The organism is Agrococcus sp. GW821-FHT14H11 (assembly GCF_058803545.1).
Window position 1 is genome coordinate 167,347 of sequence record NZ_JBXAPA010000007.1, and the last position, 25,219, is coordinate 192,565.

Consider the following 25,219-nt stretch of genomic DNA (forward strand, 5'->3'; position numbering starts at 1 on the left):
CCACTCCGGCATGGACCACAGCCAGATGGACCACTCCGGCATGGACCACAGCCAGCCAGACCACTCCGGCATGGACCAAAGCCAGCCAGACCACTCCGGCATGGACCACTCCGGCATGGACCACAGCCAGCCAGACCACTCCGGCATGGACCACAGCCAGATGGACCACTCCGGCATGGACCACAGCCAGATGGACCACTCCGGCATGGACCACTCCGGCATGGACCACGGCCACATGGACATGGCACCAGCGGGGATCCCGCTGGCGAGCGGCGCCGCGGACCGCGATGGCCTGGAGATGGACACGCTGGCCGTGCAACTCGGTCCGGTGCTGCCCTACTGGCCGCCGGGCCTCGTGCTGCACTGCGCGCTGAACGGCGACGTCATCACGCGTGCGCGGGCCCGGGCGCTCGACGATGCGTGGCATGGATTCGTCGAGCCGGGCAGGCGCGATGCCGCCGCTCGGCACTGCGACGACGCGGCCGCGCTGCTCGAGCTCGCGGGGGCGTCGGACCTCGCCGCCAAGGCGCGCCGACTGCGCGGGGCGCTGCTGCGCGGCGATTCGGCGGCGCGGCCCGGTCTGGAACGACTCGAGCGCCGCATCCGCCGCTCTCTGCTCCGCTGGTCTCTGGGGCGGCTGGGGGTCATGGACGACGCCGCACTTGCAGAGCACCTCGGTGTGACGCACGCAGGCAGCGTCTTCGATCGGCTGCTCGCCATGCTGGGCGCGGCGCGAGAAGCGATCAACGGATCAGCCGAGGAACGACGAGATGCGAGCCGTCTGATCGCGGCGCTGCCGCAGCTCGTCACCGGTCTTGACCTCGCTGCCGCACGGCTCGTCGTCGCCAGTCTCGGTCTGCCGTCACTTGTCGCGGAGCGGGGCGTTCATCATGACTGACGCCGTGATCGAGGTGCAACCCTTCTGGGCAGTCGCGGGGGCCCTCCTGCTCGCCGCACTGGTCCTGGTCGCGGTGACTCTCGACGGGGTGCTGGCTGCGCGGGCGCAGGGCGGCTCTTCCAGAGCATCGCTGCGCTGGCCTGTTGCTGAGACGGCTCGCCTGCTCCGTCAGCGTCGACGGTCCACCGTGGCAGCCGATTCGCTGCTGTGGCGCATCGGCGGCGCCGGGATGCTCGTCGCCGCACTGCTGAAGATCACCGTCATCCCGTTCGGGGATTGGACGCTGTTCGACTTCGAGGCGGGGCTGGTCTGGTTCAACGCTATGGATGTGCTGGTCTGGGCGTTGGTCTGGCTCGTCGGCTGGGGGGGCAACTCCGTGCACGCGCTCGTGGGCGGATACCGCTTCCTGGCGCTGGCGGTGGCGTACGAGCTGCCGCTGATGTTCGCCCTCATCGCGCCGGCGATCGCCTCCGAGAGCCTCGACGTGGGCTCCATCGTGGCGGCGCAATCGGAGCTGTGGTTCATCGTGTGGATGCCGGTGGCGTTCCTGATCTACTCGATCGGCGTGATCGCGTTCTCGGTCTGGGGGCCGTTCGGCGCCCCGCTGGGCTCCGACATCGCCGGCGGGGTCGCCGCTGAGCTCTCGGGCGTCGACCGGTTGGTCTTCTCGGCCGGCCGGTATGGCGTGCTCGTCGCGGGTGCGGCGTTCGCCGTGCCGCTGTTCCTGGGCGGAGGCTCCGGCGCGATTCTGCCGGAATGGGCATGGTCACTGCTGAAGACCGTGCTCGTGCTCGCCGCCTTCGTGTGGGTCCGCCGCAGGATCCCGCTGATGCGACCCGATCAGTTCATGGAGGTCGGCTGGATGCTGCTGATCCCCGCGGGCATGCTGCAGGATCTCCTGGTGGCATTGGTGGTGGTGAACCGATGACCCTGCTCGGCGACGTGATCTTCTGGGTGCTCGGCGCGACAGCCGTGCTCTCCGGAGCCGCGGTGTTCTGGGTGAACTCCATGGCGCGGGCGACCTATGCGCTGGCCATATCGTTCGTGGCGGTCGGCCTGCAGCTGCTGCTGCTCGACCAGGCATACCTGGGCGTCATCACCATCCTGATGATGGTGATGGAGATGGCCGTCATGGCCGTCTACATGATCATGTTCATGGGGATGAACCCGGCGCTCATGCCCATGAGCATGGTGCACGACAAGCGGCTGTCGCTCGTCATCGCGCTCGTCACGTTCGCGCTGCTCGCGGTCGGCATCCTGCTGACGCCGTGGCCCGCCGGCCGTCCGGCCCCGACCGAGGATGTCACCATGGCGCTCGGCGTCGCTCTCATGGAGTCGAAGATGCTGGCCATGATCGTGCTGAGCCCGGTGATGGTGGCGACGATCGTCGCGGGCGTCAGCCTCAGCCTGCACCGCGGCCGGTACGACCGCTACGGAGACGACCTCCGTCGCGCCGAAGCCGACGATCCGCAGCCGGGAGGTGTGGGCCGATGACACTGGAGACGGTGCTGCTGATCGCCGCTGCGCTCTTCAGCGTGGGCCTGTACGGGGCGATCTCGCAGCAGGTCGTGGTGATGGTGATGATGGGCCTCGAGCTGATGCTCAACGGTGTCATCCTCGCCGCGGGCGCATTCTGGTGGTTCCTCTCGCCAGAGCCGACCGGGCAGGTGCTGCTGCTCGTCGTCATCGCCGCGATGACGGTCGAGATGGCCATGGGCTTCGCGGTGGCGACGCTCGTGCATCGTGCCCGTGGCAGCGACATGACCGACTCCGCGTCGGAGCTCAAGCGATGACCGGGCCCGGGGTCGAGCGATGAGCGCGACCATCGCCCTCTGGCTGCTGGTGCTCCTGCCGGCGACCGCCGGTGCGCTGCTGTGCCTCCTGCCACGGACGGAGCGTCTGGCAGGGGTCGTCGCGATCGGAGTCGCCGCGATCGGCCTCGCGCTCGCGGTCGTGGTCGCGACAGCCCAGCCCGCGGCCGCCGTGCCGTTCCTCGCCGGCGCCGCGTTCGACCTGCGCGTGGACGGGCTCTCCGCGATCATGCTGCCGACCGTCGCCGCGGTGACGCTGCTGGTGCTGATCTTCGCGGCCGGCGAGATCCGGGAGGGGCGCGCTCGGTTCCACGGCCTGATGCTGATCTTCGCCGCCGCCGCACTGCTGACCGTTGTCGCCGGGAATCTCGTCACGCTGCTGTTCGCCTGGGAGGTGATGGGCGCCACCTCCTTCGCGCTGATCGGATTCTGGTGGCGCGACGAGCGCCGGCTGGCGAGCGGCACCACGGCGTTCATCACCACCCGTGCCGGGGATCTCGGGCTCTACGCGGCGGCGGGCGCCGCGCTCGGCGGGGGCGCGGGCCTCGGACTCGCCGAGCTCACGGACGCGACGGCAGGATGGCGCGACGCCGCGGCCGCCGGTCTGCTGGTCGCGGCGCTCGGCAAGGCCGCGCAGCTGCCCTTCTCGTTCTGGCTCTCCCGAGCCATGGACGGTCCGAGCCCGGTCAGTGCGCTGCTGCACTCCGCGGCCATGGTCGCGATGGGCGGCTATCTCCTGCTGCGGGTCGCGCCGCTGCTGGAATCGACCGGATGGGCTGACACGGCCGCTGCGTGGATCGGTGCCGTGACCGCGCTCCTGCTGGGTGCGGTCGCTGTGGCGCAGCGGGATGTGAAGCAGCTGCTGGCCGCCTCCACAGCAGCACAGCTCGGATTCGTCGTGCTCGCCGCGGGGCTCGGCGCGCAGAGCGGCGGTGTCGCGCACCTGGTGGCCCACGCCTCCACCAAGGCCGCGCTGTTCATCGCAGCCGGCGCCTGGCTGACCGCGCTCGGCACGCGACGCCTCTCCGGCCTGGCCGGTGCCGCGCGGCGCTGGCCCGTGCTCGGGGTGTCCGCGAGCATCGCTGCCCTCGCCCTCGCGGGCATCCCTCCCCTGTCGCTCTGGGCGACGAAGGACGCCGTGCTCACCGCCGCGCTCGAGGAGTCGCTCTGGCTCTACATCGTCGGTCTCGCTGCCTCCGCGCTGTCGGCCGTCTACGCCGCCAAGCTGATCGTCGCGATCTGGCGGAGAGCCGATGCGCACACCGCGACGCACTACGACGAGCACGAGCAGGGCACGCGCCCTGTCGGGGCGGCCGATTCGGCTCCCGTCGCGGTGCTCGCGGCCGGCGCGGCGGTGCTCGGGATGCTCGCCCTCCCGCCGCTCAGCGGCGCGGTCGCGCGGGCGCTCGGTCAGGAGCCTGCCCAGCCGGGCGTCTGGGAACTGATCGCCTCCGGGACGATCGCGCTGGTGCTGGTGCTCGCCGCGACGCGGTGGCGGCTTCCGGAGCCGCGCTGGGCGGCCGACTGGCTGGGACTCGAGCTGGCCGCGGATCGGCTCCTGGTGCGGCCCACCATGCGACTCGCGGCCCGCCTCGCACGTGTCGACGACGCGGGGATCGATGCGGCGGCGGAAAGGGCGGCGGAGGGGGCGGCGGCGATCGCGCGCAGGGCGGCTTCCCTCGACGACAGCGGGATCGATGCGGCGGCGGATGGCGCGGCGGCGGCGTCGCTGACGACTGCGCGCGCAGCGGCTTCCCTCGACGATCGGGGGGTCGATCGGTCGGTCGACGGGTTCGCCCGACGGGTCTGGCGCGCAGGTCGCGACAGCGCGCGCGCGCAGAACGGTCAGCTGCACCACTACTACGCGCAGGCTGTAGCCCTGCTCAGCGCCGTGGTCGTACTACTCCTCGTGATCGGAAGGTAACCCATGCTGAGTGCCATCGTCTTCTTGCCGCTCGCCGCCGCGCTGCTGCTCACCGTGCCGGCCGTCTCGGACCGGGTGGCGCGCTGGGCGTGGGTAGCGGTGGCAGCAGCGGATCTCGGGCTGGTAGCCGTGGTCTGGGCGAACTTCGAGGAACCGCCGGAGGGCCAGCTCGCGTTCGAGGAGCGCCTGGTGTGGATCCCGGGCGTCGGAGCCAGCTACCACATCGGGGTGGACGGGCTGTCCCTGCCGCTCGTCGCGATGACGGCGGTCGTCTTCCTCGCGTGCGCCATCTATGCGCTGCGGGACGAGGACCGCCCCCGCATCCAGGCGGCACTGTTCCTCTTCCTGCAGAGCGTCAGCCTCGGCGTGTTCGTCGCCGCGGACCTGATCCTCTTCTTCGTCTTCTTCGACCTGTCGATCGTCGGCATGTACTTCGTCATCGCCGGCTGGGGTCACGGAGCCACTGCCGGACGCTCCGCGCTGAAGTTCTTCCTCTACACCTTCCTCGGGTCGCTCGCACTGCTGCTCGGCTTCATCGGGCTGTACGTCTCCGCCGACACGCCGACGTTCGACATGGTCGAGCTCGCCGCGATGATGCCGCTGCAGGGCCAGCCGGTGGCCGGCGGCGCAGTGCTCGCTGCCATCCTGATCGGGCTCGCCATCAAGACCCCCACTGTTCCCTTCCACACCTGGCTCCCGCCGGCACACACCGACGCCCCCGCCATCGGGTCCGCGGTGCTCGCCGGGGTGCTGCTGAAGATGGGCACCTACGGCTTCGTGCGGATCGCGATGCCGATGCTCCCGGAAGCATGGCGAGCCTGGGCGTGGCCGATCATCATCGTCGGTTTGGTCTCGGTGCTGTACGGCGCTCTCGTCGCACTCGCCCAGCAGAACCTCAAGCGCATGGTCGCCTACACATCCGTCAACCACATGGGCTACGTCGTGCTCGCGGTCGGCGTGGCGGGCCTCGTGGGCAGCGGCACGGAGGATGCCCGGCGGCTGGCGATCGTCGGGGCGGAGACGCAGATGGTGAGCCACGGGCTGATCACCGCTGCGCTCTTCCTGCTCGTCGGTGTTCTGCGTGATCGTGCGGGCAGCTACGAGCTCTCGGGCTACGGAGGGCTCGCGGCTCCTGCGCCGAGGCTCACGACCCTGTTCGCGATCGGCGCGTTCGCGTCGCTCGGCCTCCCGGCCTTCTCGGGCTTCATCGCAGAGTTCCAGATCTTCGCGGGCGCCATCGGCACCGCCCCCGTCACGGCAGTCGCGCTGCTCGGCATCCTGCTCACCGCCGCCATGTTCCTGCTGGCCGTGCAGCGCATCTTCGCCGGGAAGACGCGCGGTGGTTCGATCGGCTTCCGCGACCTGTCGGCGCACGAGCTGTGGTCGGCGGGGTCCCTGCTGGCGCTCTCGCTCCTCATCGGCGTGCTCCCGAGGGTCATCCTCGACGTGATCGAACCGGCCGCTGCGACACTCGCCGAGCTCGTGGGCAGGTGACCGGTGGAGTCTGACGCGGGCTTGGACGTCCTGGCGATGCTGCCCGAGATCGTGCTGATCGCGGGCGCGCTCGTCGTGCTGCTCACGGGCTCGTACCTGCCCCGCTCCAGGCAGGGCGTGGCGTACGGCATCGCGACAGCCACGGCGCTGCTGAGCGCCACGGTCGTGCCCGTGACGTTCGCCGCCGCTCCGGAGGCCGTGTTCGCCGGCACCTTCCTCGTCGACACGACGACGCAGGTGGCGCGCATCGCGGTCTCCGGCGCCACCGCGCTCGTGCTCCTCGCGGGCCGCCGCAGCATCGCCGGCTCCCCCAGGGAGAGCGAGACCGCCGCGCTCGCCCTGCTCGGTGCCGCGGGGACGCTGGTCATCGCGGGCGCCGGGGACCTCCTCGTGCTCGCCGTGGGCTTCCTGCTCGCGAGCATCCCGCTCTATGGCCTGATCGGCCTCGCCGGCACGGCGCGCGCTGCGGAGGCATCGCTCAAGACCTACCTGCTCGGTGCGCTGTTCGGCATCCTGCTGCTGGTCGGCGTCACCCTCCTCACCGGACTGTCCGGGACGAGCGTGTACGGCGAGCTGCCTGCCGCGCTCGCCGAATCACCGGCCGGCGCGGTGACGGTGGGGGCAGCCGCGGTACTCTCGGGCCTCATGTTCAAGGCGGGCGCGGTGCCCGGCCACTTCTGGGTGCCCGACTCGGCGCAGGGGGCGAACGGGCTGGTCGCGACGTTCCTGACGACCGTACCGAAGCTCGGCGCGTTCCTCGCCGCGTTCCGGGTCGTGGCGGCTCTGCCGGACCCGGCGCCGGCCGCCGCCTTCGTCGGCGTCCTCGCCCTCGTCACGATGACGCTCGGCAACCTCGCGGCATACACCCAGGACGACCCTCGCCGGCTGCTGGGCTGGTCGACCGTCGGGCAGGCGGGGTTCCTGCTGGTGCCGGTGGCGGTGGCGCCCACGAGCGCGCTGGCGCTGCCGGCGCTGCTGTTCTACGTGCTGGCATACGCGGTCACCAACGCGGCGGCGTTCTCTGTGACCCTGGCGCTTCCCGGCTTCCGCAGCCTGGCAGACTACCGCGGACTCGCGCGGCGACACCCGGCGCTCGCTGCGGCCCTGGTCGTCGCGCTCCTCGGACTCGTCGGCACGCCGCCGACCGCGATCTTCGTCGGCAAGCTGACCGTCGCGGCCGCGGCGTGGCAGGGCGGCGCGGCCTGGTTGGCAGTGGCCGTGATGGCCAACAGCGTCGTCAGCCTCTACTACTACCTGCGCTGGATCATCCCCCTGTACCGCCCCGCCGATGCGGTGCCAGCGCAGCCCACTGCACCGCTCAGGGTCGGGGCGGCACGCACCGCGATGGCGGGCGCGGCCCTCAGCGTGCTGCTCGGGGTCGCCGCCGGAGTCGTGTTCTCGGTGCTCTGAGCCGGACGAGGGCGTGCCTGCGACATCGCAGCTGGGCGCCGACGCGGTCGCGGTGGGCCCGGATCTCGATGAGGGCGTGACGGGCGGGTGCACGCCCCGATGCCGCGGACCCACCGCGGCCTCGCAGCGTCAGTCCTGCGCGTGTCCCCACTGCTGGTGCCAACTGCGCAGCTGCTCGCTCTCCTCGATCTGATCCGAGTGCATCTTCGCAGCCAGCTCTCTCAGTTCTGCGTGCACGGCCTTGCTCGAAGCGAGTTCGGACGTCGCGATCGCCTGCGCGTGGTGCTTGATCATCATCTCCAGGAACTTCCGGTCGAACTCGTCCCCGGACGCGGACGACAGTTCGTCAAGCGTGGACTAGGCCATCTCGTCCATGTGCTTCATCATGTCGTCCATTGCGTCAGCCATTCCATCCTCCTTCTGCTTGTCGACCCGGGCGGCCGCATTCCGGTGCGAGGGTAGGCGCGGACGCTGACCGCATCCTGAGGGGTCGTCGCGGACCAGACCCGAGGCCGCGGGAGACTGACGGGGCGATCGGCCGCTCGGTCACGATCGAGCGCGGTCGCGGCCGCCGCAGCTGGTCGCGCATCCAGCCGTTTGGGGTACAGTTCTGCGGCATCAGCACAGCAGCGAGAGGACGCCCCGTGTCCAGCAGAGACCCCATCGACGCCACGCTCGACGCAGCGGACGCACCAGCCCCAGACCACGACGAGAAGCCCGACGCGCCGCCCAAGCTCGAGGGCGCGAGCTGGAAGTACGCGCTGAAGCGCGCCCTGAAGGAGTTCGGCAGCGACGGCGGCACCGATCTCGCAGCGATGCTGACCTACTACATGGTGCTGTCGCTCGCGCCGGGGCTGCTCGCCGTCTTCTCGATCATCTCGCTCGTGCTCGCCAACAACGCGTCGACCGTCACGGGCATCGTCGACGACGCCGTGCGGCAGGTGCCCGAGGACTACCGGGATCTCGTCGTCAACCTCGTCGAGACGATGACCGACTCGGCGGCCGGCGGCGTGATCGCGCTCATCATCGGTATCGCGACAGCCGTGTGGTCGGCATCCGCGTACGTCAAGGCGTTCTCGCGCTGCATGAACATCGTCTACGGCATCGAGGAGGGCCGCGGCTTCATCAAGCAGACGGCGACGATGCTGCTGATCACCGTCGCGCTGCTCGTGGGCGTGGTGGTCATCCTCGTGTCGCTCGCCGTCAACGACGCCCTGGTGACGGGCGTGCTCGGCCCCATCGCCGAGCCGCTCGGGCTCGGCGGCTTCCTCGCGTTCATGACGCAGACCTTCCTGCCGATCTGGGCGTGGGTGAAGTGGCCCGTGATCCTCGCGCTCGTGATCGCGATGATCGCCCTGCTCTACTACCTGGCCCCCAACCTGCAGCAGCCGAAGTTCACGTGGGTCAGCATCGGCTCGGTCGTCGCCATCGTCGGCATCGCGCTCGCCTCCGTGGCGCTCGGGCTCTACTTCACGTTCGCCTCGGGCTACAGCTCCTACGGCGCGATCGGCACCGTCATGGCGCTGCTGTTCGCCCTCTGGGTCTTCAACATCGTGCTGCTGCTCGGCGCCGAGGTCGACGCCGAGGTCGAGCGCGCCCGCCAGCTGCAGGCGGGCATCGAGGCGGAGTCGGCCATCCAGCTGCCGCCGCGCGGCGTGAAGAAGGTCGAGAAGAAGGCCGAGGCGCGCGACCGGCTCGAGGCCGAGGGCCGCGAGCTGCGCGAGCAGCACAGCGACGCGGACGTGGAGCACGACGGCGCGGGAACCGCGGCCGACCGGCACGAGGCGACGGATGCATCGCGTGGGTCGGGCCAGGACGCCTCGGGCGAGCACGCGGGGGCGAGCGCCGCGGAGCGCCCGGCCGACGCGCGCAGCGAGCGCGGCCGCCGGCGCGGCAGCGGCATCGTGCGGCGGCTGCGACGCGCCCTCGGTCGCCGTCGCGGCAGCCGCGGCAGCCGCTGACGGCGGCCGTCAGCGGCGCGGCGCGCGCGTCGCCCAGAGCGCCCAGGCGATGAGCACCGGCTGGAGGAAGAGGCGGCCGAAGCGACGCTCGTCCGTGTCGAGCCCGAAGGCGTCGCGGCGGTGGATCCACTGCGAGAGGTTGCCCGGGAAGATGGCCGTGAAGAACGCGGCGGCCACGCGGCCGACGAGCGGGCGATGCCGCGCGGGCGCGAAGGCGATGGCGCTGCCGAGCGCGACCTCGACGACGCCGGAGGCGAGCACGACGCCGTCCTCGTCGAGCGGCGACAGGTCGACGACCGTGTCGGGCACCTGCGCGCGGAAGTCGCGGCGCGCGAAGGTCAGGTGGCTGACGCCGGCGAGGACGAGCGCGCCGCCGAGGGCGACGCGGGCCGCGGCGCGGACGGCGCTCACGACGCCACCTGTCCGAGCGCGATGAGGCCGGTCACGACCGCGATGGCCGGGAAGAAGCCCTGCACGACCGCCGCTCGGCCCTTCGTGCGGTCGGAGATCACGAGGTAGAGGGCGGCGGCGAGCATGATGCCCGTCGACGCCAGCAGCACCGCGAGCCCCGCGCCTCGGGCGCCGGCCACGAGCGTGATGATGCCCGCGAGCGCGGCGATGCCGAGCAGCAGGTTGTAGACGCCCTGGTTGGCGGCGAGCTGCCTCGTGGCCGCCGCCTGCTCGGGGCTCGTGCCGAAGACCCGCCGCGTGCCCGGCTCCTCCCAGCGCAGCGTCTCGAGCACGAAGATGTAGCCGTGCACGGCGGCCGCCAATGCGGCGGCGATGCAGGCGATGACGGCGAGGTCCATGGGCCGCAGTCTAGGCGCGGGAGCCGTTCGCGGGCCGAGCGCGACGGTCCCGGAATGCGCCCGGACAAGCGAGAAGCCCCCGCGTCGCGGGGGCTTCGAAGTGCTGGGGTACCTGGACTCGAACCAAGAACAAAGGTACCAGAAACCTCCGTGTTGCCAATTACACCATACCCCAATGGCCGCATGCCGAAGCGGGCGAGCCAAGAGACGAGCATAGCAACTCGGCGCCCTCCGCGCGAATCGTGGCGCGCGCCGGCCGCCTCAGTCGGCGGTGCGGGAGACGTCGATCGCGTAGCTGAGCACGCACATCCCGTCGCCCGAGCAGGACACCAGGCCGCTCACCGGCATGCCCATCGCGTCGCCCGCAGGGATCGCCCACTCGGTGGCCTGCCCGGTGCGCACGGCGTCGGCGACCTCCTCGGTGAAGGCGGTGATCTCGGCGTCGTCGACCGGCCAGCCGAAGGCTGCCGCGCCCGACTCGACCGCGCGCATCGCCGACGGGAACTCGGCCCACCCGACCGGCGAGCGGGCCATGTCGAAGCGCACGACCTCGCCGCCGGACGTGGTGGCCGTCACCGACGACATCATCTCGGTGAAGTAGCCCTGCCCCTCGATGCCGCCGCCCTGGCCGCGGTAGAAGGTGGTGTCGAGGAAGCCGTACCCGGGGGCGATGACCGCTTGCGCGTCGGGCCCCATCGAGAGCTCCTCGGCCGCGATCGGCAGGCTCGCGAGGTTGAGCGTGACGACCTGGTACTGCACTGCGTACGACGTGCCGGCCTCGCCGAACTGGGTCGTGTTGTTGGCCGAGACCTCCTCGGCCGTGGCCTCGCGGGGCTCCCCGAGGCCGCCCGCGAGCAGCTGTTGGGTGAACCAGAAGAGCCCGCCGATGAGCAGCACGCCGACGATCGGCAGCAGCCAGGTGAGCACGCGCTTGCGGCGCGCCTTGCGCTCGGGCGCCGAGAGCGTGCGCTGCGTCTTCGGCCGGTCGTCGATGAGCGTCATGGCTGTGCCTCCTCCGCGGGGTGACCGCGTGCGCAGACCAGGCTACAGCGGGGGGCTGACATCTCGATACGGCCCTTCGGGCCTACTCGATGAGCGGGGAGGGGACGGCCCTTCGGGCCTACTCGATGAGCGGGGAGGGGACGGCCCTTCGGGCCTACTCGATGAGCGAGGGCTGACATCTCGATACGGCCCTTCGGGCCTACTCGATGAGCGGGAGGGGGGCTGCTCGATGAGCGGGAGTGGGGGCGGGAGGGGGTCAGCGGTCGCGCGCGATGAGGTCGCGGTTGATGACCGAGGCCGCGATGGTGCCGGCACCGGCCGCGACCGCCAGCTGCCGGAAGCCGGGCGTGATGTCGCCCGCCGCGTAGACGCCCTCGACCGAGGCGCGCTGCGCGCGGTCGACGAGCACGAGCCCGTCCTCGTCGGTCTCGAGGCCGAGCGGCTCGGCGAACTCGAGCTGCGGGTGCCACCACGGGCGCACGAAGCCGCCCGTGCGCTCGCTCCGCGCGCCGTCCTCGAGCACGATCGCGCGCATCCCGTCGCGGTCGCCCTCGATCGCGGCGATCGGCGTGCGCACGAGGGCGACCCCGTGCGCGGCCAGGCGCTCCTCGCCCGCCGCGTCGACCGCATCCGACCCGTTCGTGAAGACGGCGAGGTCGTCGGTGTGGCGGCGGATGACCATGGCGCGGTCGACGAGGTCGTCGGTCTCGCCGATGAGGGCGAGCGCCTGCCCGCGCTTGTCGTAGCCGTCGCAGTCCATGCACGAGTGGAGGCTCGTGCCGTACCAGGGGCGCACGTGGTGCGAGGCGGGCAGCGTCTCGCTCAGGCCCGTCGCGATGAGCACCGCGGCGGCCCGGGTCTCGCTCTCGGCCCGCGAGCCCGCCTGCTCGGCCTGCACCGCGAATCCGTCGTCGACCGCGACCACCTGCCGCACGAGCGTGCGCTCGTAGGCGACCGTCGGGTAGCGCAGCACCTCGTCGCGGCCGAGCGTGCGCAGCTCGAGCGGCGAGACGCCGTCGCGGGTGACGCAGCCGTGCGACTGCAGCGTCGCCGCGTGCCGGGGCCGGTTGGAGTCGAGCAGCGCCACCGAGCGCTGCTGGCGCGCCAGGTTGAGCGCCGCCGCGAGCCCCGCGGGGCCGGCGCCGATGACGACGACGTCGACGTCCATCAGACCCTCGCGGCCAGCCGCTCGATGCGGGCGAGCGACGCCTCGCGGCCGAGCAGCTCGAGGGACTCGAACAGCGGCGGCGAGATGCGGCGGCCGGTGACGGCGACGCGCAGCGGCGTGAAGGCGAAGCGCGGCTTGATGCCGAGGCCCTCGACGAGCACCTCGCGCAGCACCTGCTCGATGCTCGCGGCGTCGAACGACTCGAGCTCCTCGAGCGCGCGGCGCGAGGCCTCGAGCACGGCGTGCGCGTCGTCGCCGAGGCTCGCGACCGCGTCGGGGTCGTGGTGGATGTCCTCGGTGTCGAGGAACAGGAAGCCCAGCATGTCCTCGGCCTGGCCGATGAGCTGCATGCGCTCCTGCACGAGGGGCGCCGCCTGCGCGAGCACCGCGCGCTGCTCGTCGCTCGGCGGGCCGTCGAAGATGCGGCCGAGGTAGGGCTCGAGGCGCGCCGCGAAGTCGTCGGCGGCGAGCATGCGCACGTGGTCGCCGTTGATCGACTCGGCCTTCTTCGGGTCGAAGCGCGACGGGTTGGGGTTGACGTCCTCGACGTCGAACGCGGCGATCAGCTCGTCGCGCGTGAAGACGTCGCGGTCGGGGGCGATCGACCAGCCGAGCAGCGCGAGGTAGTTGAGCAGCCCCTCGGGGATGAAGCCGGCCTCGCGCAGCAGGAAGAGGTTGGACTGCGGGTCGCGCTTCGAGAGCTTCTTGCTGCCCTCGCCCATGACGTACGGCAGGTGGCCGAAGCGCGGGATGGCGGATGCGACGCCTATCTCGGCGAGGGCGCGGTACAGCGCGATCTGCCGCGGCGTCGACGAGAGCAGGTCCTCGCCGCGCAGCACGTGCGTGACGCCCATGAGCGCGTCGTCGACGGGGTTGACGAAGGTGTAGAGCGGCGCGCCGTTCGGACGCACCACGACGAAGTCGGAGAAGGAGCCGGCGGGGAACGTGATCTCGCCGCGCACGAGGTCGTCGAACGAGAGGTCCTCGTCGGGCACCCGCAGGCGCAGGCTCGGCTGGCGGCCGGCGTCGCGGTGCGCCTGGCGCTCCTCGCTCGTCAGGTCGCGCTCGAAGTTGTCGTAGCCCTGCCGCGGGTCGCGGCCGAGGTCGATGTTGCGCGCCTCGATCTCCTCGGCGGTCGCGAACGACTCGTAGAGGTGCCCCGACTCCTTCAGGCGCTCGATGAGCTCGGCGTAGATCTCGCCGCGCTGCGACTGCCGGTAGGGCGCGTTCGGGCCGCCGGTCTCGACGCCCTCGTCCCAGTCGATGCCGAGCCAGCGCATCGCCTCGAGCAGCTGCTCGTACGACTCCTGGCTGTCGCGCGCCGCGTCGGTGTCCTCGATGCGGAACACCATCTTGCCGCCGTGGTGGCGCGCGTACGCCCAGTTGAACAGCGCTGTGCGGATGAGCCCGACGTGCGGGGTGCCGGTGGGCGAGGGGCAGAAGCGGACGACGACATCGCCGCCCGTCGCCGTCGAGAAGGGGACGCTCATGATGGCTCCATCCTAGGCGTGGGAGACTGGAGGGCGATGCCCAGCCCCGACCCCGTCGCCGACCTCGTCGGCCGCCTCGAGCGCGCCGTGGTCGCGTCCGGCAGGCGGCGCCGCGAGCTCGCGCGCGAGATCGAGGGCGACCTGCGGGAGGCCGTCGCCGCTCGCGTCGAGGCGGGCGCGCCCGAGCCGCTCGCCGCATCCGCCGTCGTCGCCGAGTTCGGCGACCCGCACGCGATCGCCGCCGAGCTCTCGACCGAGCTGCTCGCCGACCGCGGCCGCCGCTTCGCCCCGCGTGCCGCGCTCGCCGCCGCGACGCTGCTCGTGGTGTGGTTCGTCGGCATGACCGCCCTCGCGGCGGTGCCCGGGTTCCGGGTGCCGGTCGAGGACGGCTGGATGCTCCAGGTCTCGCGGGCGCTCGACGCCGCGGGACCGATCGTGGCGGCAGCCGCCGCCGCCGGCTGGCTCGCGATCCGGCGCTCGGGCTCGCTCGCCGCGCTCGTGGCCGTGGCCGGCCTGCAGCTCGCGTTCGCCGTCGCGCTCGTCGCGGGCGCGGTCGCGATGGCGGCGACGATCGCCGTGCCGGCCGCCGGTGCCGGTATCCTCGCGGCCCTGCTGGCGACGACGCTCGTGCTCGGCTCGTCGCTCGCGGTCGCCGCGGCCGCGCTGCTCGTGCGCTGGGGCGCCGTCAGGCTCGCGCCGCGCCGAGCACGCTCGTGATGATCGAGGCCGTCGCGGTCCACTCGGTGCGCTGCGCCTCGAGCTCGCTCGTGCCCGCAGGCGTCAGCCGGTAGACCCGCTTCGAGCGCCCGCTCGACTCCCACTCCCCCTCGATCAGGCCGCGGCGCTCCAGCCGCTTCAGCGCCGGGTAGACGGTGCCGCTCGGGAAGTCGAGCGCGCCGCCGGAGCGGTCGCGGATGCGCTCGATCGCGCCGTAGCCGTGCACCGGCCCGTCGGCGAGCACCGACAGCAGCATCGCGTCGACGTGGCCGCGGAGCGCGTCAGGGGAAGCCATGCGTGCAGTCTAGCCGTTGCCTGCCTGCATATGCAGACAGCCTGCACTCCGTCGAGCTTCCCTCGAGCGCGGGTCTCGCCGCGGAGGAACCGGAGCTCGGGGAAGCTCGACGGAGCCGGCCTCGCGCGGGCCAAGTCAGCCGCGGCGACCGCCGCCGAGCAGGCCGCCGAGGATGTCGCCGAGCGGGCCGAGCGGACCGCCGCTCGAGCCGCTCTCCCGGCTGGAGCCGCCGCCCAGGATGCCGCCGAGCAGGTCGTCGAGGCCGAGGCCGCCGCCCTGGCCCTGCTGGCCCGGCTGCTGGCCGGGCGCGGGCGCCGGGGTCTGCGTCTGCGGCACCTGCACCTTCTGCTCGGCGCCCGCCGAGCCCCGGTCGAAGGGCGAGTCGAAGCCGCCGCCCGGCTCCTCGGCGCGCTCGGGCGCCTGCGGCGCCGCCCCGCCCCGCTGGCCGAGGAACCGGTTCGCGATCCACGCGAGCACGATGGGCGCGACGATCGGCAGGATCTTCTGGATGATGCCGCCGAGCGCACCGCCGCCGCCGGCCGCGCGCGCGATCTGGTCGGTGTTGTCGCCGAAGACGTTGTGCACGATCTTCTCGCCGTCGGCGGTGTCGATGTCGCCCGCGAGGCGCTCGTCGAGGTGGCCGGCGTGCGCGCCGAGCGCGCCCGCGAGCGACTGGGCGCCCGCCGGGTCGTGCGCGTTCGCCTGCATCCCGCCGACCAGGGTCGGCACGATGGCCTCGACCGCCTGCCTCGCCTCGGCCTCGCTGACGCCCGCGCGCTGCGCGATCTGCTGGATCGGCATCTGGCCGAGCAGCTGCTGGATCTCCGACATGGCTCCTCCTCGAGTCGATCGGCGGCTCGCACCGCCGGTGCGACTGATGCTAGGCGACCCGGCCGAGGATGAGCCGGGAGGGATCAGCCGACGGTGGCCTGCGCGACGACCGGGTTGCGCAGCGTGCCGACGCCCGGCACCTCCACCTCGACCGTCTGGCCCGCCCGCAGCGGGCCCACGCCCTCCGGGGTGCCCATCAGCACGACGTCGCCGGGCAGCAGGGTCATGGATGCGGTGATCCACTCGAGCACGGTGGGCGCGTCGAAGATCCAGTCGCTCGAGACGCCGTCCTGCCGCACCTCGCCGTCGACGCGCGTGATGACCTGCAGCGCGTCGTAGTCGGGCTCGGTCTCGATCGCGGGCCCGAGCGGGCAGAACGTGTCGAAGCCCTTCGCGCGCGCCCACTGCTTCTCGCGGTGCTGCAGGTCGCGCGCGGTCACGTCGTTGGCGACCGTGACGCCGAAGACGGCGTGCAGCGCGTTCGCCCGCGTGAGGCGCCGCGCGACCTTGCCGATCACGAGGGCGATCTCGCCCTCGAAGTGCACGTCCTGGGACTCCGGCGGCAGCACGATCGCGTCGCCGGGGCCGATCACCGATGTGTTGGGCTTCAGGAAGACCAGCGGCTCGGTGGGCACCTCGTTGCCGAGCTCGGCCGCGTGCTTCGCGTAGTTGCGGCCGACCGCCACGACCTTCGAGCGCGGGATGACGGGCGCGAGCAGGCGCGCCTCGGCGATCGGGATGCGGGTGCCGGTGGTGTCGAAGCCGGTGACGATCGGGTCGCCGACCAGCTCGACCAGCGCATCCCCGTCGACGACGCCGTAGCCGATGCGCTCGCCGTGCGCGAACCGCGCGACGCGCATCAGCGGGCCTCCGTCAGCTGCACCATCCAGCCGTGCGGGTCCTCCGCGCGGCCGTACTGGATGTCGGTGAGCCGCTGGCGGAGCGCCATCGCGACCGGGCCGGCGGGCGCGCCCGGGTCGCCGATCGTCTCATCGGGGCTCTTGAGCGCCGCGATGGGCGTCAGCACGGCGGCGGTGCCGCACGCGAAGACCTCGGTGATCGAGCCGTCGGCGATGCCGTCGCGCCACTCCGCGAGCGTCACCGGCCGCCGCTCGACCCGGTGGCCCGCATCCGCCGCGAGCTCGAGCAGCGAGTTGCGCGTGATGCCGTCGAGGATGGAGTCGGAGTCGGGGGTGATGAGGGTGCCGTCGGCCCGGACGAGCACGACGTTCATGCCGCCGAGCTCCTCGAGCTCGGTGCCCGCCTCGTTGAGGAAGAGCACCTGCGCGCAGCCGTTCGCGGCCGCCTGCTGCGTGGGCAGGAGGCTCGCGGCGTAGTTGCCGCCGCACTTGGCGGCGCCGGTGCCGCCCTTGCCGGCGCGGTTGTACTCGCGCGAGAGCCAGATCGAGACCGGCTTCACGCCGCCCGCGAAGTAGGGCCCGGCGGGGCTCGCGATGACCATGAACCGCACCGTCTGCGCCGCGCGCACCCCGAGGAACACCTCGTTGGCGATCATGAAGGGCCGCAGGTAGAGCGAGTTCTCGCCGCCGGCCGGCACCCACGCCTCGTCGATCCGCACGAGCTGCCGCACCGACTCGACGAAGTCGTCGACCGACAGCTCGGGCAGCGCCAGCCGCGCCGCCGAGCGCTGCATGCGCTTGGCGTTCTCCTCGGGCCGGAAGGTCCAGACCGAGCCGTCGGCGCGGCGGTAGGCCTTCATGCCCTCGAAGATCTCCTGGCCGTAGTGGAGCACGGCGGAGGCCGGGTCCATCTGCAGCGGGCCGTACGGCTCGACGCGGTGGCCGTGCCAGCCCTCGTCGACCGTCCAGTCGATCGAGACCATGTGGTCGGTGAAGTGCTTGCCGAAGCCGGGCTCGGCGAGCACGCCCTCGCGGACGCTGTCCGCGGCGGGCCGCTCGTTGCGGGTGATCGCGAAGTCGGTCATGCCTGCTCCTTGCGGGTGGATGCGCTGATGCGGCCGGCGATCGCGTCGCCGACCTCGCTGGTGCTGCGTGCGGTGCCGTCGCGCCCGTCGATGTCGGCGTCGACGGCGTCGCGGATGCGCCGGCCGGCGTCGGGGTGGCCCGAGTGCTCGAGCAGGAGTGCGGCCGAGAGGATCGCCGCCGTCGGGTCGGCGATGCCCTTCCCCGCGATGTCGGGGGCCGAGCCGTGCACGGGCTCGAACATGCTCGGGAAGGCGCCCGAGGGGTTGAGGTTGCCGGAGGCGGCGAGGCCGATCCCGCCGCCGACGGCGCCGGCGAGGTCGGTGAGGATGTCGCCGAACAGGTTGTCGGTGACGATCACGTCGAAGCGGCTGGGCCGGTCGACGAGGAAGATCGTGGCGGCGTCGACGTGGAGGTAGTCGACCTCGACCTCGGGGTGGTCGACCGCCACCTCGTCGACGATGCGCTGCCAGAGCGCGCCGGCGTGGACGAGCACGTTCTTCTTGTGCACGAGCGTGAGCCGGCGGCGGCGCTGCTCGGCGAGCTCGAAGGCGAAGCGCACGACCCGCTCGACGCCGAAGGCGGTGTTGACGCTCGTCTCGTTCGCGATCTCGTGGGGCGTGCCCTGGCGGAGCGCCCCGCCGTTGCCGACGTACGGCCCCTCGGTGCCCTCGCGCACGACGACGAAGTCGATCTCGCCCGGGTCGCGCAGGGGGCTGCCGATCCTCGGGTGCAGCACGGTCGGGCGCAGGTTCACGTGGTGGTCGAAGGCGAAGCGCAGGCGCAGCAGCAGCCCGCGCTCGATGATGCCGCCGGCGAGGCGCGGGTCGGCGGGGTCGCCGCCGACGGCGCCCAGCAGGATCGCGTCGTGCTCGGCGAGGCTCGCGAGCGTGGCGTCGTCGAGCACCTCGCCGGTCTCGAGGTAGTGGGCGGCACCCAGCGCGTACTCGGTCTCGACGAGCTCGACGTCGGCGAGCGCGGCGCGCATGGCCTTCCTCGCCTCGAGCGTGACCTCCTGCCCGATGCCGTCTCCTGCGATGACCGCGAGGCGCAGCTGCTCCACGCTTCCTCCCCTGGCGCACCCGTGTGCGCGTCGTCGAACCGCCTCCGCAGCCGTGCGGACGGCGATTCCCAGCCTAGTCGGCGGGCGCGTTCACCCGGGTGCCAGGGAGCGGCGGGTACATTCCCTGCAAGCGGCCTGGTCCCGGGCCGCACCAACGAACGGAGTGCACCTTGAGCATCGGCTTCGGCATCTTCCTCATGGCAGTCGGCGCGATCGTCGCCTGGGCGGTCCCCGCCCTGTGGCAGGTCGACGGCGCCAACTGGACCCTCATCGGCTACATCCTCCTCGGCGCCGGTGCTCTCGTCACGCTGATCGGCATCGTCATGGCCGCGCGCTCCGGCCGCACCAGCCAGGTGTCGCGCACGGCGGTCGACCCGGAGACCGGCACGCGCGTCGAGCGCACCGAGCGCCGCGACGACCTGATCTGAGCGTCCCCGCACCGCAGCGGCGCCGTCCCTCCCGGGGCGGCGCCGCTTCGTCGTCCCGGCGGCCTACGCGCGACGCAGGGCTCGCAGCGCGACGACGACGGCCGCCGCCATGAGCGCCGCCCCGGTGAGCGCGGTCCACAGCGCCCCCTGGTCGAAGGCCGCGCGCGCGGCCTCGGCGATGCCGGCGCCGAGCTCGCCCTGCACTCGCTCGGCCACGTCGAGCGCGCCGGCGAGGGTCTCGCGCGCGGCGTCGGCGTCGGCGGATGCGATGCCGTCGGGCAGCGCGATCGACGCGCGGTAGACGGCGCTCACGATGCCGCCCAGCACCGCGGTGCCGAGCACGGCGCCGAGCTCGTACGCGGTCTCGGAGACGGCGCTCGCCGCGCCCGCCTTGGCGGGCGGCGCGGTGGAGACGACGATCTCGTTCGAGAGCGTCTCGGCGGCGCCGACGCCCGCGCCGAGCAGCACGTAGGCGATCGCGACGTGCAGCGGTGAGAGCGCATCGCCCGCGAGCGCGACGAGCAGGTAGCCGGCCATCGAGCTCGCGAGGCCCACCGCCACCACCCGGTGCGCGGGCACGTGCCGCACGATGCGCACGACGCCGAGGCCCGCCAGCACCATCGCGATCGTGCCGGGCACGAGCAGCAGCGCCGCGTCGAGCGTCGAGAGCCCCTCGACGAGCTGCAGGTGCTGGGTGAGGAAGAACAGCGCGCCGACGAGCGCGACGACGCTCAGCAGGTTGATCGCGATCGCCCCCGAGAAGGCGGGCACGCGCAGCAGGTCGAGGTCGAGCATGGGCTCGTCGACCGAGCGCATGCGGCGCGCGAAGCCGAGGCCCGCCACGACCGCGACCGCGAGCAGCGCGACGGCGAGGAGGTCGGGGCCCTCCACCGCGACGTGCTTGATCGTCGCGGCGAGCGCGCCGAGCGCGGCGATCGAGAGCGCGATGCCGAGCGGGTCGATGGGGCCGGGCGCGGGGTCGCGGCTCTCGCGCACGAGCAGCGGCGCGAGCACGAGCAGCGGCAGCAGCACCGGCACGGCCATGAGGAAGACCGAGCCCCAGGCGAAGTGCTCGAGCAGCAGCCCGCCCACCGTCGGGCCGAGCGCCGAGCCGACCGAGAACGCCGTCGCCCAGACGGCGATCGCGAGGCGGCGCTGGTCGCGGTGCGGGAAGGTCGAGCGCAGCAGCGAGAGGGTCGACGGCATGAGCATCGCGCCGAAGAGGCCGAGCGCGGCCCGGGCGGCGATGAGGGCGGATGCCGTGGGCGCGAAGGCGGCGAGCACCGAGACCACGGCGAAGCCGGTGGCGCCGATGAGCAGCATCCGCCGGCGGCCGAAGCGGTCGCCGAGGCTCCCCATCGCCACGAGGAGGCCGGCGAGCACGAGCGCGTAGGCGTCCACCATCCACAGCTGCTGCGCGGCGTCGGGCTCGAGCGCGAGCGAGATCTGCGGCAGCGCGAACGCCAGCACCGTGTTGTCGATCGAGACGAGCAGCACCGGCAGCATGAGCACCGCGAGCGCGACCCATTCACGCGCGCCGGCGCGCGGCGCGGTCGCCTCGTCGATGACGCGGGGCTGCTGGCGGATGTCCATGGTCGGGCTCCTGGTCGGGTGACGGCCGGCGCGGGCGGCGCGCGACCTCGTTACTGTACCGTCTGGACGGTTGGCTGGCAACGCTATGCTCATGCCGTGCCCCGTGACTCCCCCGCCAGAGCGCAGCTGCTCGACGCGTACATCACGCTGCTCATCGAGGGCGGCGAGCGCGCCGCGACCGTGCAGGCGGTCGCCGAGCGCGCGGGCGTCTCCAAGGGCGGGCTGCTCTACCACTTCGGCTCGAAGGCCGCGCTCGAGGCCGGGCTCATCGAGCGCTTCGAGCTGCTCGGGGCCGACGACCTCGAGTCGCTCCGCGCCGCCGACGACCTCGTGGGCCGGTTCCTGCGCACGTCGGTCGCCGAGGGCAGCGACCTCGACCGCGCGACGGTCGCCCTCGTGCGCCTCGCGCAGTCCCCCGCCGGCGCCGGTGCGCGCGCGGCGCTGCAGCGGCTCGACGACGAGTACGTCGCGGCGCTGGCTGCGCGGCTCGGCGACGAGGAGCTCGCGCTCGCGATCGTGCTGATGTCCGACGGCGTCTACCTGCGCTCGGCGCTCGGCGCGCTCGAGCCCGGCCGCGCCGAGGTCGAGATCGAGCGGCTCATCGCCGTCGCCCGCCGTCTGGGCGCCTCAGCCGGAGGACCTGCATGACGATCGAGGACATCGCGCGCCGCGAGGCCATCGCCGAGTACCGGCTGCTCGGCGAGGCGCCTGAGCCCGACCTGCAGAGCCTCGTCGAGCTCGCCGCCGCGCTGTGCGGCGTGCCGACGGCCGTGATCAACATCATCGACGACCGCAAGCAGCACCAGGTCGCCGCGATCGGGCTCGACCCGAGCGTCTGCGCGCGCGAGGACTCGATGTGCGCGGTCGTCTTCCGCAGCCCCGGGCACGTCGTCGTGCCCGACGCGCGCGACGACGAGCGGTTCCGACGGAACCCCTTCGTCACCGGCGAGATCGCCGCCGTGCGCTTCTACGCCTCAAGCGCGCTCATCACCCCGGCCGGGGTGCCCATCGGCACGCTGTGCGTCTTCGACGACGAGGTGGGCGAGCTCACCCCCGAGGCGAGCCGCGCGCTCGCGCTGCTGGCCCGGCAGGTCGTCGACGTGCTCGAGCTGCGCCGCATCACCCGCGAGCTCGAGCGCTCGAACGAGCAGCTCGCCCACTTCGCCGGCCAGGTGAGCCACGACCTGCGCACGCCCCTCACTGCGCTCGTCGGCTTCCTCGAGCTCGCGGCCTCGAGCCCCGAGATGGCGGCGGCGCCGGCGGCCGGCCGCGCGCTCGAGCGCGCCGAGTCGGCCGCCGACCGCATGAGCGCGCTCGTCGAGGACCTCCTCGACTTCGCCCGTGTCGGCGGCTCGGTCCGCCGCGGTGAGGTCGACCTCGACGCCGTGGTCGCCGACGCGCTCGACGACCTCGACGCCGCCGTCGCGGCATCCGACGCCGTCATCGACGTCGGCCCCCTCCCCCGCATCACCGGCGATGCGACCCTCCTGCGGGCGCTGCTGCAGAACCTGCTCTCGAACGCGCTGAAGTTCGGCGGTCGGGGCGGTGCCGCGCCGCGGATCGAGGTTCGCGCGCACCCGATGGCGTCAGGCTGGCGCATCGCTGTGGACGACGACGGCCCCGGCGTGCCGGAGGCCGACCGGGACCGCGTGTTCGAGCTGCTCGAGCGCGCGGGCAGGGGCGACGTCGACGGGCTCGGGATCGGCCTGTCGACCTGCCGTCGCATCGTGCAGGCGCACGGCGGCCGCATGGGCATCGACGACGCGGCGCTCGGCGGCGCGAGCGTGTGGGTGCTGCTCCCGGGCGACGACTGAGCGCGACCGGCTACCGGCGCGCGCCGGTCGCGGCCTCGCCGATCACCTGCGCGAGCTCGACCGGCCTCGACCACATCGGCCAGTGGCCGGTGGGCAGGTCGACGAGCGTCATCGCCCGGTGCTCGAGGAGCCCGGCGAGGAACGGCACGCCCTGCTCGGCGTACGAGCGGTAGTCGGCCGCCGAGTACGCGGTGCACACCACCGTCGCCGGCACGTCGAGCCGACGCTCGTCGGCGAGGCGCACCGCGTCGCGCACCGTGCGGCCCGGCTGCGGCACGGCGCGCTCGCGGAACTCGGCGAGCTGCGCGTCGGTCAGGTCGCGCATCGAGCCGTCGGCGAGCTCGTCGTCCCACCGCTCGTCGAGCGTGAGCACGTCGGCCGTGGACGACGCATCCATCGCCGCCCCGTCGACGACGGGCGCCGTGTCGACCCAGACCGTGCGCGCCACCGGGTCGACGGCGCGGTCGAGCGCGAGGGTCGCCGGCAGCGCGCCGCCCGAGTGCGCGACGAGCACCGCCGGTCCGTCGCCGAGCGCCGCGACGATCGCGTCGGCCTGCTCGTCGAGCGTCACCTCGCCGCGCGCCGGGTGGTCGGGCTCGAGGCCCGGCAGGGTGAGCGCGACGACGTCGTGGCCCTGCTCGCGCAGCAGCCGGGCGACGTCGTCCCACGCCCAGGCGCCCAGCCAGAAGCCGGGCACGAGCACGATGCGGGCGGATGCGGTGGTGTCCATGCGCGCGACGCTACCGCCGGGCGCCGACACGGGCCAGGGTCGCGACGCGACTCAGAGCGGGCGGATCTCGATCTGCCGGATCGTCGTCGCCTCGATCGCCGCGCCGAGCTGCTCGACGAGCGCGTCGGGCGCCGCCTGGTCGATCGTGATGATCGACAGCGCGTCGCCGCCCGCCTCCGTGCGCGCGATCTGCATGCCGGCGATGTTGATCGACGCCTCGCCGAAGGCCGCGCCGTAGGCGGCCACGATGCCCGGGCGGTCGACGTACTCCATCACGACGAAGTGCTCGGCCATCGGCACCTCGACCGACTGGCCGTTGACGCCGACGATCTTCTCGACCTGCTTCGGCCCCGTCAGCGTGCCCTCGACGCTCACCCGGCGGCCGTCGCTGCACGCGACGACGACCTCGACGACGTTGCGGTACTCGTCGCTGCGCTCGTCGGCCGACAGGTCGCTCGTGACGCCGCGCGACTCGGCGATCACCGGCGCGTTGACGAAGGTCACCTGCTCGCTCACGATCGAGGAGAAGAAGCCCTTGAGCGCCGCCAGCCGCAGCACCTTCACGTCGTAGCCGGCGAGCTCGCCGTGCACCGCGACATCCACCGCCTCCACCGGACCGGCCGCGAGGCCCGCCGCGAACTGGCCGAGCCGCTCGGCGAGCGGGATCCCGGGGCGCACGTACTCGTCGATGACGCCGCCCGCGACGTTCACGGCATCCGGCACGAGGTCGCCCGAGAGCGCGAGCCGCACCGAGCGGGCCACGGCGATGCCGGCCTTCTCCTGCGCCTCGTCGGTCGAGGCGCCGAGGTGCGGCGTGACCTGGATGTTGGGGGCCGAGGTGAGCGCGTCGTCCTTCGGCGGCTCGGAGACGAACACGTCGATGCCGGCGCCGGCGATGCGGCCGGAGCGCAGCGCCTCGGCGAGCGCGGCCTCGTCGATGATGCCGCCGCGCGAGGCGTTGACGATCCGCAGCGTCGGCTTCGCGAGCGCGAACTGCGCCTCGCCGATGAGGCCGACGGTCTCGGGCGTGCGCGGGATGTGGATGGTGATGAAGTCGCTCTCGGCCATCAGCTCGTCGAGGCTGCGCAGCTCGACGCCGAGCTGGGCGGCGCGCGCGGGGCTGACGAACGGGTCGTAGGCGACGAGCTTCGTGCCGAACGCGGCGAGCCGCTCGGCGACGAGCACGCCGATGCGGCCGAGGCCGACGATGCCGACGGTCTTCTCGTACAGCTCGACGCCGGTGTAGGCCGAGCGCTTCCACTCGCCGCGCTTGAGCGACGCGTCGGCGGCGGGGATGTGGCGGGCGAGGCCCAGGATGTGCGCGATCGCGAGCTCGGCGGCCGAGACGATGTTGGAGGTGGGCGCGTTGACGACCATGACGCCCGCGGCGGTCGCGGCGGGGATCTCGACGTTGTCGAGGCCGACGCCGGCGCGCGCGATCACCTTGAGCTGCGGCGCGTGCGCGAGCGCCTCGGCGTCGATGCGGGTCGCGCTGCGGACGAGCACGGCGGATGCGTCGGCGAGCGCCGCGAAGAGCGCCTCGCGGTCGGTGCCGTCGACCGAGCGGATCTCGAAGTCGGGGCCGAGGGCATCGACGGTCGCGGCCGAGAGCTCCTCGGCGATCAGGACGACGGGCTTGGACATGCGGGACTCCCTTGACGGTGATGACCGCGCGTGGGGTGCGCGGCCCGGGCGCAGCACGTCGTCGTGCCTGCTCCAGCGTAGCGTCGGCCCGATGCCCGGGACGGGCATCGGCGCTGGCGTCGCGGCGCGCCGCATCGCCGACCTCGAGGGCGGCGCCGACGCGGTGCTCGTCGCGAGCGGCCAGGCGGCGATCG

Annotated in this window: 26 protein-coding genes and 1 tRNA gene; 12 read left to right on the top strand and 15 right to left on the bottom strand. The window is 72.9% G+C overall.

Annotation, left to right across the window (positions count from 1 at the left end):
• The 7 genes from AC1RNL_RS09745 to AC1RNL_RS09775 form a co-directional block, all read left to right on the top strand.
• Nucleotides 1-898: hypothetical protein (locus tag AC1RNL_RS09745; RefSeq protein WP_492935093.1), on the top strand; the 898-nt coding region annotated here is incomplete at its 5' end.
• Nucleotides 891-1,826, top strand: a complete 936-nt coding sequence (locus AC1RNL_RS09750) for a complex I subunit 1 family protein (RefSeq protein WP_128189591.1) — start codon at nt 891-893, stop codon at nt 1,824-1,826. The genes AC1RNL_RS09745 and AC1RNL_RS09750, both read left to right, overlap by 8 nt.
• Nucleotides 1,823-2,392: an NADH-quinone oxidoreductase subunit J gene (locus AC1RNL_RS09755; RefSeq protein WP_240671335.1), complete on the top strand. Its 570-nt coding sequence runs from the start codon at nt 1,823-1,825 to the stop codon at nt 2,390-2,392. The genes AC1RNL_RS09750 and AC1RNL_RS09755 overlap by 4 nt, the downstream gene beginning before the upstream one ends.
• A complete protein-coding gene (gene nuoK / locus AC1RNL_RS09760; protein WP_128189592.1) occupies nt 2,389-2,691 on the top strand; it encodes an NADH-quinone oxidoreductase subunit NuoK in 303 nt (100 codons plus the stop codon). Before AC1RNL_RS09755 ends, nuoK begins: the two co-directional genes overlap by 4 nt.
• Before the next feature lie 190 nt (nt 2,692-2,881).
• Nucleotides 2,882-4,633 carry a proton-conducting transporter transmembrane domain-containing protein gene (locus AC1RNL_RS09765; RefSeq protein WP_492935094.1) on the top strand — a complete coding sequence of 584 codons (1,752 nt, stop codon included), beginning with the start codon at nt 2,882-2,884 and terminating at the stop codon, nt 4,631-4,633.
• Nucleotides 4,634-4,636: 3 nt separating this feature from the next.
• Nucleotides 4,637-6,127: a complex I subunit 4 family protein gene (locus AC1RNL_RS09770; protein ID WP_492935095.1), complete on the top strand. Its 1,491-nt coding sequence runs from the start codon at nt 4,637-4,639 to the stop codon at nt 6,125-6,127.
• A gap of 21 nt (nt 6,128-6,148) precedes the next feature.
• Nucleotides 6,149-7,537: an NADH-quinone oxidoreductase subunit N gene (locus AC1RNL_RS09775; RefSeq protein ID WP_246991880.1), complete on the top strand. Its 1,389-nt coding sequence runs from the start codon at nt 6,149-6,151 to the stop codon at nt 7,535-7,537.
• A gap of 129 nt (nt 7,538-7,666) precedes the next feature.
• On the opposite strand, the gene AC1RNL_RS09780 is transcribed toward AC1RNL_RS09775, so the two are convergent.
• Nucleotides 7,667-7,879, bottom strand: a complete 213-nt coding sequence (locus AC1RNL_RS09780) for a DUF305 domain-containing protein (protein ID WP_492935106.1) — start codon at nt 7,877-7,879, stop codon at nt 7,667-7,669.
• Between the two features lie 302 nt (nt 7,880-8,181).
• Between AC1RNL_RS09780 and AC1RNL_RS09785 the strand changes: the two genes are divergently transcribed.
• The gene (locus tag AC1RNL_RS09785; RefSeq protein ID WP_492935096.1) at nt 8,182-9,498 is read left to right on the top strand and encodes a YihY/virulence factor BrkB family protein; all 1,317 of its coding nucleotides are present in this window, start codon (nt 8,182-8,184) and stop codon (nt 9,496-9,498) included.
• Nucleotides 9,499-9,507: 9 nt separating this feature from the next.
• Here the strand turns inward: AC1RNL_RS09785 and AC1RNL_RS09790 are convergent, their stop codons facing one another.
• The 6 genes from AC1RNL_RS09790 to gltX form a co-directional block, all read right to left on the bottom strand.
• Nucleotides 9,508-9,909 carry a DoxX family protein gene (locus AC1RNL_RS09790; RefSeq protein WP_128189597.1) on the bottom strand — a complete coding sequence of 134 codons (402 nt, stop codon included), beginning with the start codon at nt 9,907-9,909 and terminating at the stop codon, nt 9,508-9,510.
• Complete coding sequence (locus AC1RNL_RS09795) at nt 9,906-10,307, bottom strand: DUF1304 domain-containing protein (protein WP_128189598.1); 402 nt, start codon at nt 10,305-10,307, stop codon at nt 9,906-9,908. The genes AC1RNL_RS09790 and AC1RNL_RS09795 overlap by 4 nt, the downstream gene beginning before the upstream one ends.
• Nucleotides 10,308-10,410: 103 nt before the next feature.
• Nucleotides 10,411-10,482 (bottom strand) — tRNA-Gln (locus tag AC1RNL_RS09800).
• An 86-nt stretch (nt 10,483-10,568) separates the two neighbouring features.
• Nucleotides 10,569-11,309: a hypothetical protein gene (locus AC1RNL_RS09805; RefSeq protein ID WP_146356518.1), complete on the bottom strand. Its 741-nt coding sequence runs from the start codon at nt 11,307-11,309 to the stop codon at nt 10,569-10,571.
• A 256-nt stretch (nt 11,310-11,565) separates the two neighbouring features.
• Nucleotides 11,566-12,477: an NAD(P)/FAD-dependent oxidoreductase gene (locus AC1RNL_RS09810; protein WP_492935097.1), complete on the bottom strand. Its 912-nt coding sequence runs from the start codon at nt 12,475-12,477 to the stop codon at nt 11,566-11,568.
• Nucleotides 12,477-13,967, bottom strand: coding sequence for a glutamate--tRNA ligase (gene gltX / locus AC1RNL_RS09815; RefSeq protein ID WP_492935098.1), 1,491 nt, complete (start codon nt 13,965-13,967; stop codon nt 12,477-12,479). The genes AC1RNL_RS09810 and gltX overlap by 1 nt, the downstream gene beginning before the upstream one ends.
• Nucleotides 13,968-14,003: 36 nt before the next feature.
• Here gltX and AC1RNL_RS09820 point away from each other — a divergent pair, with 36 nt between their 5' ends.
• The gene (locus AC1RNL_RS09820; RefSeq protein WP_492935099.1) at nt 14,004-14,684 is read left to right on the top strand and encodes a permease prefix domain 1-containing protein; all 681 of its coding nucleotides are present in this window, start codon (nt 14,004-14,006) and stop codon (nt 14,682-14,684) included.
• Here the strand turns inward: AC1RNL_RS09820 and AC1RNL_RS09825 are convergent.
• The 5 genes from AC1RNL_RS09825 to AC1RNL_RS09845 all read right to left on the bottom strand — a co-directional run bounded on the left by AC1RNL_RS09825 (nt 14,653) and on the right by AC1RNL_RS09845 (nt 18,816).
• Complete coding sequence (locus tag AC1RNL_RS09825; protein ID WP_128190269.1) at nt 14,653-14,979, bottom strand: PadR family transcriptional regulator; 327 nt, start codon at nt 14,977-14,979, stop codon at nt 14,653-14,655. The genes AC1RNL_RS09820 and AC1RNL_RS09825 overlap by 32 nt on opposite strands.
• A 135-nt stretch (nt 14,980-15,114) precedes the next feature.
• Complete coding sequence (locus AC1RNL_RS09830) at nt 15,115-15,810, bottom strand: DUF937 domain-containing protein (protein ID WP_246991887.1); 696 nt, start codon at nt 15,808-15,810, stop codon at nt 15,115-15,117.
• 83 nt (nt 15,811-15,893) lie between these two features.
• Nucleotides 15,894-16,670 carry a fumarylacetoacetate hydrolase family protein gene (locus AC1RNL_RS09835; protein WP_492935100.1) on the bottom strand — a complete coding sequence of 259 codons (777 nt, stop codon included), beginning with the start codon at nt 16,668-16,670 and terminating at the stop codon, nt 15,894-15,896.
• Nucleotides 16,670-17,755 carry a branched-chain amino acid aminotransferase gene (locus AC1RNL_RS09840; protein WP_128190272.1) on the bottom strand — a complete coding sequence of 362 codons (1,086 nt, stop codon included), beginning with the start codon at nt 17,753-17,755 and terminating at the stop codon, nt 16,670-16,672. Before AC1RNL_RS09840 ends, AC1RNL_RS09835 begins: the two co-directional genes overlap by 1 nt.
• Entirely contained in the window at nt 17,752-18,816 is a 1,065-nt protein-coding gene (locus tag AC1RNL_RS09845) for a 3-isopropylmalate dehydrogenase (protein ID WP_128190273.1), read from the bottom strand. Before AC1RNL_RS09845 ends, AC1RNL_RS09840 begins: the two co-directional genes overlap by 4 nt.
• A gap of 170 nt (nt 18,817-18,986) precedes the next feature.
• Here AC1RNL_RS09845 and AC1RNL_RS09850 point away from each other — a divergent pair, with 170 nt between their 5' ends.
• On the top strand, nt 18,987-19,244 hold the full coding sequence (locus AC1RNL_RS09850) for a DUF6458 family protein (protein ID WP_128190274.1): 258 nt from the start codon (nt 18,987-18,989) through the stop codon (nt 19,242-19,244).
• A 63-nt stretch (nt 19,245-19,307) separates the two neighbouring features.
• Here AC1RNL_RS09850 and AC1RNL_RS09855 read toward each other — a convergent pair whose 3' ends face one another.
• On the bottom strand, nt 19,308-20,837 hold the full coding sequence (locus AC1RNL_RS09855) for an MFS transporter (protein ID WP_492935101.1): 1,530 nt from the start codon (nt 20,835-20,837) through the stop codon (nt 19,308-19,310).
• A gap of 96 nt (nt 20,838-20,933) precedes the next feature.
• On the opposite strand from AC1RNL_RS09855, the gene AC1RNL_RS09860 reads away from it, so the two are divergent.
• Nucleotides 20,934-21,485 (top strand): TetR/AcrR family transcriptional regulator, encoded by a 552-nt coding sequence (locus tag AC1RNL_RS09860; RefSeq protein ID WP_128190276.1) that lies wholly within the window; start codon nt 20,934-20,936, stop codon nt 21,483-21,485.
• Nucleotides 21,482-22,651 (top strand): sensor histidine kinase, encoded by a 1,170-nt coding sequence (locus AC1RNL_RS09865; RefSeq protein WP_400529501.1) that lies wholly within the window; start codon nt 21,482-21,484, stop codon nt 22,649-22,651. Before AC1RNL_RS09860 ends, AC1RNL_RS09865 begins: the two co-directional genes overlap by 4 nt.
• Nucleotides 22,652-22,661: 10 nt before the next feature.
• Here the strand turns inward: AC1RNL_RS09865 and AC1RNL_RS09870 are convergent, their stop codons facing one another.
• Both AC1RNL_RS09870 and serA read right to left on the bottom strand, forming a co-directional pair.
• Nucleotides 22,662-23,381 carry an alpha/beta fold hydrolase gene (locus tag AC1RNL_RS09870; RefSeq protein ID WP_492935102.1) on the bottom strand — a complete coding sequence of 240 codons (720 nt, stop codon included), beginning with the start codon at nt 23,379-23,381 and terminating at the stop codon, nt 22,662-22,664.
• A gap of 51 nt (nt 23,382-23,432) precedes the next feature.
• Nucleotides 23,433-25,025, bottom strand: a complete 1,593-nt coding sequence (gene serA / locus AC1RNL_RS09875; protein ID WP_492935103.1) for a phosphoglycerate dehydrogenase — start codon at nt 25,023-25,025, stop codon at nt 23,433-23,435.
• Nucleotides 25,026-25,219 lie beyond the last annotated feature (194 nt).

Excerpts from the sequence above, each read along its gene's own strand:
- AC1RNL_RS09840 (WP_128190272.1), bottom strand. The coding sequence starts at position 17,755 with ATGACCGACTTCGCGATCACCCGCAACGAGCGGCCCGCCGCGGACAGC.
- AC1RNL_RS09755 (WP_240671335.1), top strand. The coding sequence starts at position 1,823 with ATGACCCTGCTCGGCGACGTGATCTTCTGGGTGCTCGGCGCGACAGCC.
- AC1RNL_RS09810 (WP_492935097.1), bottom strand. The coding sequence starts at position 12,477 with ATGGACGTCGACGTCGTCGTCATCGGCGCCGGCCCCGCGGGGCTCGCG.
- nuoK (WP_128189592.1), top strand. The coding sequence starts at position 2,389 with ATGACACTGGAGACGGTGCTGCTGATCGCCGCTGCGCTCTTCAGCGTG.
- AC1RNL_RS09830 (WP_246991887.1), bottom strand. The coding sequence starts at position 15,810 with ATGTCGGAGATCCAGCAGCTGCTCGGCCAGATGCCGATCCAGCAGATC.
- AC1RNL_RS09865 (WP_400529501.1), top strand. The coding sequence starts at position 21,482 with ATGACGATCGAGGACATCGCGCGCCGCGAGGCCATCGCCGAGTACCGG.
- AC1RNL_RS09855 (WP_492935101.1), bottom strand. The coding sequence starts at position 20,837 with ATGGACATCCGCCAGCAGCCCCGCGTCATCGACGAGGCGACCGCGCCG.
- AC1RNL_RS09825 (WP_128190269.1), bottom strand. The coding sequence starts at position 14,979 with ATGGCTTCCCCTGACGCGCTCCGCGGCCACGTCGACGCGATGCTGCTG.
- serA (WP_492935103.1), bottom strand. The coding sequence starts at position 25,025 with ATGTCCAAGCCCGTCGTCCTGATCGCCGAGGAGCTCTCGGCCGCGACC.
- gltX (WP_492935098.1), bottom strand. The coding sequence starts at position 13,967 with ATGAGCGTCCCCTTCTCGACGGCGACGGGCGGCGATGTCGTCGTCCGC.
- AC1RNL_RS09770 (WP_492935095.1), top strand. The coding sequence starts at position 4,637 with ATGCTGAGTGCCATCGTCTTCTTGCCGCTCGCCGCCGCGCTGCTGCTC.
- AC1RNL_RS09820 (WP_492935099.1), top strand. The coding sequence starts at position 14,004 with ATGCCCAGCCCCGACCCCGTCGCCGACCTCGTCGGCCGCCTCGAGCGC.
- AC1RNL_RS09805 (WP_146356518.1), bottom strand. The coding sequence starts at position 11,309 with ATGACGCTCATCGACGACCGGCCGAAGACGCAGCGCACGCTCTCGGCG.
- AC1RNL_RS09835 (WP_492935100.1), bottom strand. The coding sequence starts at position 16,670 with ATGCGCGTCGCGCGGTTCGCGCACGGCGAGCGCATCGGCTACGGCGTC.
- AC1RNL_RS09795 (WP_128189598.1), bottom strand. The coding sequence starts at position 10,307 with ATGGACCTCGCCGTCATCGCCTGCATCGCCGCCGCATTGGCGGCCGCC.
- AC1RNL_RS09750 (WP_128189591.1), top strand. The coding sequence starts at position 891 with ATGACTGACGCCGTGATCGAGGTGCAACCCTTCTGGGCAGTCGCGGGG.
- AC1RNL_RS09870 (WP_492935102.1), bottom strand. The coding sequence starts at position 23,381 with ATGGACACCACCGCATCCGCCCGCATCGTGCTCGTGCCCGGCTTCTGG.